Genomic DNA, 5,137 nt, shown 5'->3' with positions numbered 1-5,137 from the left:
TCCGTGGGTAACCCGGCAGGACGCCGGGTTAGCCGTCCTGGGCCAGGGATGGCCCATGACGGCGGCCCACGGATTCAAGCCTTCGTTCGGGCACACCGAGCCTAGGCGAGGTGCCGAGTGTTGGGGCGAGGACCTTTTGGTTACTTTTGGGGCTCTTTTCCAAAAGTGACCCGCCGTAAGGGCGGAACCCTAAGCCGCCGTTACCTAAATAACGGATATGTACCCAATCAAAAAACCTTGACCCCGATCAAGGGACCCCCACCCCATTCTCCGTAACCTCACTGCATATTGTGTCTGTAAACCTAAAAATATCTACATGTAGTGCCTGGAGCCCGGAAAATGCAAAACACGCTCACCCCGCTGGTCAGCACCCGCCTACACAAACGCGACGGCAGCCTGGTCCCCTTCAACGCCGAAAAAATCCACCACGCCCTGACCGCCGCCGGCACCGCCACCGGCGAGTACCAGGAGGCCGACGTCGACCTGTTACTGGGCGCTGTCCTGGCTCGCCTGAGGGGCATCGAACACCTGGACGTCGAACAAATCCAGGACAGCGTCGAACGCGTATTGATGGACGCCGGCTACTTCCTTTCCATGCGCGCCTATATCGTCTACCGCGAACAACACGGCCGCCTGCGCCGCGACCGCAAGACCCTGGTGGAAGTCGCCACCTCGATGAACGAATACCTCGACCGCGAAGACTGGCGTGTGCAAGCCAATGCCAACCAGGGCTATTCCCTGGGCGGGCTGGTGTTGAACGTGTCGGGCAAGGTCACCGCCAACTATTGGCTCGACGAGGTCTACAGCCAGCAGATCGGCCGTGCGCACCGTGAGGCGGATCTGCATATCCATGACCTGGACATGCTCGCCGGGTATTGCGCCGGCTGGTCGCTGCGTTCGCTGTTGCACGAAGGCCTCAATGGCGTGCCGGGCCGTGTCGAAGCCGGGCCGCCCAAGCACTTGGGCAGCGCCCTGGGGCAGATGGTCAACTTCCTCGGCACCCTGCAAAACGAATGGGCCGGCGCCCAGGCGTTCAGCTCGTTCGATACCTACCTGGCGCCCTACGTGCGCAAGGACCAACTGAGCTACGCCGAGGTGCGCCAGGCGGTGCAGGAGTTCATCTACAACCTCAACGTACCGTCGCGCTGGGGCACCCAGACGCCGTTTACCAACCTGACTTTCGACTGGGTGTGCCCGGAGGATCTGCGCGAGCAGGTGCCGGTGATCGGCGGGGAGGAAATGCCGTTTGCCTATGGCGACCTGCAAGCGGAAATGGAGCTGATCAACCGCGCCTATATCGAAGTGATGCAGGCCGGCGATGCCAAGGGCCGGGTCTTCACCTTCCCGATTCCCACCTACAACATCACCCACGATTTCCCCTGGGACAGCGAAAACGCCGACCGTCTGTTCGAGATGACCGCGCGCTACGGCCTGCCGTATTTCCAGAACTTCCTCAATTCCGATATGCAACCCAACCAGGTGCGCTCGATGTGCTGCCGCCTGCAACTGGACGTGCGCGAGTTGCTCAAGCGCGGCGGTGGGTTGTTCGGTTCGGCGGAGCAGACCGGCAGCCTGGGCGTGGTGACGATCAACTGCGCGCGCCTCGGTTACCTGTTCAAGGGCGACACCTCGGGCCTGTTGCAACGCCTGGACAGCCTGATGGACATGGCCATGGAAAGCCTGGAGGTCAAGCGCAAGGTGATCCAGCACCATATGGACGCCGGCTTGTACCCCTACACCAAGCGTTACCTCGGCACCTTGCGCAATCACTTCTCCACCATCGGCCTCAACGGCATGCACGAGATGCTGCGCAATTTCACCGGCGACGAGCAGGGCATGCACACCGAGGAAGGCCGCGCATTTGCCCTCAAGTTGCTCGACCATGTGCGTGCCACTTTGCTGCGCTTCCAGGAAGACACCGGCCACCTCTACAACCTCGAAGCCACCCCGGCGGAAGGCACCACCTACCGCTTCGCCAAGGAAGACCGCAAGCGCTACCCGGACATCCTGCAGGCCGGCAGCGACGTCGCGCCGTACTACACCAACTCCTCGCAACTGCCGGTGGGCTTTACCCAGGACCCCTTCGAAGCCCTGGAGCTGCAAGACGAACTGCAATGCAAATACACAGGCGGCACCGTGTTGCACCTGTACATGGCCGAGCAGATTTCCTCGGCCCAGGCCTGCAAGCAGCTGGTGCGCAAGGCGTTGGGACGTTTCCGCCTGCCGTACCTGACGATCACCCCGACGTTCTCGATCTGCCCGGTGCACGGTTACCTCGCCGGTGAGCACGAGTTCTGTCCCAAGTGCGATGAAGTGCTGGCACTGGCCGCTGCGCACTGAACCGATCTTCCAACCCGCAAGGAGATTCACCATGCAAACATCCCAGCCACAACGTCAGCGCTGCGAAGTCTGGACCCGGGTGATGGGCTATCACCGGCCCGTGTCCGCGTTCAATCCCGGTAAACAATCCGAGCACAAGGAACGCGTGCATTTCACTGAAACGGCCGCCGTGGCCGGGCGCCAATGAGTCGAGCGCTACGGGTCGGGGGCCTGGTGCCCCTGACCACCCTCGACTACCCCGGCATGCTCGCCTGTGTGCTGTTTTGCCAGGGCTGTGCCTGGCGCTGTCGTTACTGCCACAACCCGGACCTGATCCCGCCGCGCGGTAGCACGGAGGTGGATTGGCGCCGGGTGTTGCTGTTCTTGCAGCGGCGCAAGGACTTGCTCGACGCCGTGGTGTTCAGCGGCGGCGAGCCGACCTTGCAGGAAGGCTTGCCGGCGGCCATGGATGAAGTGCGGGCGATGGGCTTTCGTGTCGGCCTGCACAGCGCCGGGATCAAGCCGGCAGGGTTTGCCAATGCGTTGCGGCATGCCGATTGGGTCGGCTTTGACGTCAAGGCGCTGGCCGAGGATTGCCAGTCGATTACCCAGGTCAGGAACAGCGGTGCCGCCAACTGGCGCAGCCTCGACACCCTGTTGGCCAGCGGCGTCGAGTACGAGTGCCGCACCACGGTGCATTGGCATTTGATCGACCCGCCTCGGTTGCTGTTGCTGGCCCAGCGTTTGCAAGCGAATGGCGTGCAACGCTTTGCGGTGCAAATGGTGCGCACGGCCAGCATGCTCGATGCGCAATTGTCGAGTTCTCCGCCACAGGCTGCCTTGCCGGAGTTATGGAGCCGATTGCGCGAGTTGTTTCCTGCCTTTGTATTGCGAGGGTGATCGGCGCCCTCAAGCGGATTTTTATAGATGCTGCCCATGACGGGCAGGTGTTCATCAGGGACTATCACAATGAAGCAATTAACCACGGCACAACGCATTGTCATCGGCTTCGCGATTGCGCCGCTGGCGCTGGTCGGCTTGGTGTTTTACGCCCTTCACGACCTGGCGACCCTCAAGCAGCAGTCCGAGCAGATCGTGCAGCAGGACTGGCCCAGAATTGCGCCGATCATGGTGATCGCCACCGGGGTGCGCGATAACGGGCGCAACACCCGCGACCTGCTGATCGACCAGGACAACCAACAGGCCCAGGCCTCCATCGGCACCACGCGCGAGCGCATCACCCAGGCGTTCGCCACCCTCGAACCGCTGCTCGACACCGCCGAAGGCAAGGCCGCCTATGCCACCTTGAAAACCCACCGTGAGGCCTACGTGGCGGCCTTCACCCAGGTGCAGGCGCTGATCCGGCAAGGTGCGCGCGAGCAGGGCCTGGCCCAGCTCAAACAGCAGGTGATCCCGGCCGAGCTTGAGGTGTTCAAGAGCCTGGATGCGCTGATGGCCATGCAGGGGCGGTTGTTCGCCGAGCGTCAGCAGGCGGCGCAAACCCTGTATGACGAGGCACGACGCACCATGCTCGGGCTGTTCCTGCTGTGCCTGGCCCTGGTGGTGGTGGCGGCGGTGATCGTCACGCGCAGCGTCACCCGCCCGCTGGGCGGCGAGCCGGATGAAGTGGCGCGGGTGTTGAGCCATATCGCCGAGGGCGACCTGACCCTCGAGGTGCCGTTGGGCAACAGTATCGACGGCAGTGTGATGCGCAATCTGCACCAGATGCAGCAGAGCCTCAACCAGATGGTCCGCCATATCGCCGCGTCGGTGGACGGCGTGGCCAGCTCGTCGGAAGAGTTGAGCGCGGTCAGCGGCCAGACCAGCAGCAGCCTGCAGTTGCAGGGCCAGGAAATCGAACAGGCCGCCACGGCGGTGAACGAAATGACCGCCGCCGTCGACGAGGTGGCACGCAATGCCGTGAGCACCAGCGAAGCCTCGCGCCTGTCGGAGCAGACCGCCCAGCGTGGACAGGCGCAGGTGCAGGAAACCGTGGCGTCGATCAATACCTTGGCCACCGGTGTGGTGGAAACCTCGGAGCGTATCCAGCAGTTGGCCGGCCGTGTGCAAGACATCAGCAGCGTGCTCGAAGTGATCCGCAGCATTGCCGACCAGACCAACCTGCTGGCGTTGAACGCGGCCATCGAAGCGGCCCGCGCCGGGGAAGCCGGACGCGGGTTTGCGGTGGTCGCCGATGAAGTGCGCGCGTTGGCCCATCGCACCCAGGTCTCGACCCAGGAGATCGAGCAGATGATCGGCAATATCCGCCAGGACACCGAACACGCCGTGGCCGCCATGCACAGCAGCAGCGAGCGGGTACAGGCGACCTTGAGCGTGGCGCAACGTTCGGGAGAAGCGCTGGACGAGATCACCCGGTCGATCTCGCAGATCAACGAACGCAATATGATGATTGCCAGCGCCACCGAAGAGCAGGCGCTGGTGGCGCGGGAAGTGGATCGCAACCTGGTGGGCATTCGCAACTTGTCCCAGCAGGTGTTACAGGGCGCGATACACACCGAGACGGCCGGGCATGACCTGGCCGGGATGGCGGGGACGCTGCATCAGACGGTGGCGCGGTTCAAGGTGTAACTTCGGCTGGTGCGGTCAGGGGGCTTGTTTCCGTGGCGGCCTTCGGGCCGACCATGTCGTTGGATTTGATTGAGTACATATCCGTTGCTGCGGTCACGGCCACTTAGGGTTCCGCTCTTACAGCGGGTCACTTTTGGAAGAGCGCCAAAAGTAACCAAAAACGCTTCGCCCCAACACTCGGCACCTCGCCTAGGCTCGGTGTGCCCGAACGAAGGCTTTGGAGCGTGGG

Annotated in this window: 4 protein-coding genes; all 4 read left to right on the top strand. The window is 63.0% G+C overall.

Features of this window, described 5'->3' with window-relative positions; all coding sequences use genetic code 11:
- The first annotated feature begins 339 nt into the window (after positions 1 to 339).
- The 4 genes from J1N02_RS01005 (at position 340) to J1N02_RS00990 (ending at position 4,908) form a co-directional block, all read left to right on the top strand.
- Positions 340 to 2,340: a ribonucleoside triphosphate reductase gene (locus J1N02_RS01005; protein WP_421147071.1), complete on the top strand. Its 2,001-nt coding sequence runs from the start codon at positions 340 to 342 to the stop codon at positions 2,338 to 2,340.
- 31 nt (positions 2,341 to 2,371) lie between these two features.
- The gene (gene nrdD / locus J1N02_RS01000; protein WP_027607168.1) at positions 2,372 to 2,527 is read left to right on the top strand and encodes an anaerobic ribonucleoside-triphosphate reductase; all 156 of its coding nucleotides are present in this window, start codon (positions 2,372 to 2,374) and stop codon (positions 2,525 to 2,527) included.
- Positions 2,524 to 3,219 carry an anaerobic ribonucleoside-triphosphate reductase activating protein gene (locus tag J1N02_RS00995; protein ID WP_043293716.1) on the top strand — a complete coding sequence of 232 codons (696 nt, stop codon included), beginning with the start codon at positions 2,524 to 2,526 and terminating at the stop codon, positions 3,217 to 3,219. Before nrdD ends, J1N02_RS00995 begins: the two co-directional genes overlap by 4 nt.
- A gap of 69 nt (positions 3,220 to 3,288) precedes the next feature.
- Positions 3,289 to 4,908 carry a methyl-accepting chemotaxis protein gene (locus J1N02_RS00990; protein ID WP_027607166.1) on the top strand — a complete coding sequence of 540 codons (1,620 nt, stop codon included), beginning with the start codon at positions 3,289 to 3,291 and terminating at the stop codon, positions 4,906 to 4,908.
- Positions 4,909 to 5,137 lie beyond the last annotated feature (229 nt).

The organism is Pseudomonas sp. NFX5 (assembly GCF_049132125.1).
Lineage (GTDB): Bacteria > Pseudomonadota > Gammaproteobacteria > Pseudomonadales > Pseudomonadaceae > Aquipseudomonas > Aquipseudomonas marginalis.
The sequence above is the reverse complement of the archived record's forward strand: the minus strand, read 5'-3'. Positions and strand labels throughout refer to the sequence as shown.

What these genes read in the sequence shown, in the direction of transcription:
- nrdD (WP_027607168.1), top strand. Translation starts at nt 2,372, where the DNA reads ATGCAAACATCCCAGCCACAACGTCAGCGCTGCGAAGTCTGGACCCGG.
- J1N02_RS00990 (WP_027607166.1), top strand. Translation starts at nt 3,289, where the DNA reads ATGAAGCAATTAACCACGGCACAACGCATTGTCATCGGCTTCGCGATT.
- J1N02_RS01005 (WP_421147071.1), top strand. Translation starts at nt 340, where the DNA reads ATGCAAAACACGCTCACCCCGCTGGTCAGCACCCGCCTACACAAACGC.
- J1N02_RS00995 (WP_043293716.1), top strand. Translation starts at nt 2,524, where the DNA reads ATGAGTCGAGCGCTACGGGTCGGGGGCCTGGTGCCCCTGACCACCCTC.